At 67.4% G+C, this 1,787-nt stretch carries 1 protein-coding gene; it reads left to right on the forward strand.

The genetic code is table 11. The features are described from left to right. On the forward strand, nt 1–1,787 hold a 1,787-nt coding region (locus ACIOKD_RS42000; protein WP_402093753.1), incomplete at both ends, for a KR domain-containing protein.

Raw genomic sequence — 1,787 nt, forward strand, 5'->3', positions numbered from 1 at the left:
CGTGTTCTTGGGTTGTTGCGGGTGTGGCTGGCTGAGCCGGGGTTGGTGGGGGTGCGGTTGGTGGTGGTGACGCGGGGTGCGGTGGTGGTGGATGGCGTGGACGGTGTGGGTGTGGGTGGGTCGGGTGGTGTTACTGGCTCGGATGGTGTGGATGTGGTGGGTGGGGCGGTGTGGGGGTTGGTGCGGAGTGCGCAGGTGGAGAATCCGGGCCGGTTTGTGCTGGTGGATGTGGATGTGGATGTGGATGTTGATGGTGCGGGTGTTGGTGGTGGGTTGGGTGTTGGGTTGGGTCGTGTGGTGGGTCGGGTTGGGGTTGGGGGGGAGTCGCAGTTTGTGGTGAGGGGTGGTGGGTGGTGGGTGCCGGGTGTGGTGGGGGTGGGTGGTGGTGTGTTGGCTGTTCCGTCGGGTGTGGGGGCGTGGCGGTTGGGTGTGGAGGGTGTGGGGTCGGTGGAGGGTGTGGGGGTGGTGGCTTGTCCGGGGGTGTGGGGGCCGTTGGGGGTGGGTGAGGTGCGGGTGGGGGTTCGTGCGGCGGGGGTGAATTTTCGGGATGTGTTGATTGCGTTGGGTGTGTATCCGGGTGCGGAGGGGTTGTTCGGGGGGAGTGAGGGTGCGGGTGTGGTGTTGGGTGTGGGTTCTGGTGTGGTGGGGGTGGTGCCGGGGGATCGGGTGATGGGTTTGTTCGAGGGTGCTTTTGGTTCGGTGGCGGTGGCTGATGCGCGGATGGTGGTGCGGGTTCCGCAGGGGTGGGGGTGGCGTGAGTCGGCGTCGGTGTCTATTGCGTTTTTGACGGCTTGGTATGGGTTGGTGGAGTTGGGGGGTTTGCGGGCGGGTGGGTCGGTGTTGATTCATGCGGCGACGGGTGGGGTGGGGATGGCGGCGGTGCAGATCGCGCGTCATGTGGGTGCGGAGGTTTTTGCGACGGCGGGTCCTGGTAAGCAGGGGGTTCTGGAGGAGATGGGGGTTGATGCGGCGCATCGTGGGTCTTCGCGGGATCTGGAGTTCGAGGGTGCTTTCCGGGGGGTGACGGGGGGCCGGGGTGTGGATGTGGTGCTGAACAGTCTGGCGGGGGAGTTCACGGATGCCTCGTTGCGGCTGGTGGCCGGGGGTGGCCGGTTCGTGGAGATGGGCAAGACGGATGTGCGGGATCCGGAGCGGGTGGGGGGTGAGTTTCCGGGGGTTGTCTATCGTGCTTTTGATCTGGTGGCGGATGCCGGTCCGGAGCGGGTGGGCGGGATGCTGGAGGGGTTGCGGGGGCTGTTTGAGGCGGGTGTGCTTGTGCCGGCTCCGGTGCGGGTGTGGCCGTTGTTGCGGGCGCGGGAGGCGTTGCGGTTCGTCAGTCATGCGCGGCATGTGGGGAAGGTTGTTCTGGAGCCGCCGGTGGTGCTGGATCCGCGGGGCACGGTGTTGGTGACGGGTGGCACGGGTGCTCTGGGTGCTCTGGTGGCGGAGCATCTGGTGGTTACCGGGCGTGCGCGTCGTCTGGTGCTGGTGGGCCGGCGGGGTGGGGATGCGCCGGGGGTGGGGGCGTTGGTGGAGCGTCTTGAGGGTCTGGGTGCGCGGGTTGAGGTGGTGGCCGCTGATGTGGGTGATCTGGGGGCGGTGACTGGGCTGGTGGAGGGTGTTGATCCGGCGTATCCGCTGACGGGTGTCGTTCATGCGGCGGGCGTGGTGGATGATGGTGTGGTTCCGGCGTTGTCGCGGGAGCGGTTGTTGCGGGTGTGGCGGCCGAAGGCGGCTGCTGTTCATCATCTGCACCGGGCGACCGCGCATCTTCCGCTGGCGATGTT

This window comes from Streptomyces sp. NPDC087844 (genome assembly GCF_044742785.1).
Lineage (GTDB): Bacteria > Actinomycetota > Actinomycetes > Streptomycetales > Streptomycetaceae > Streptomyces.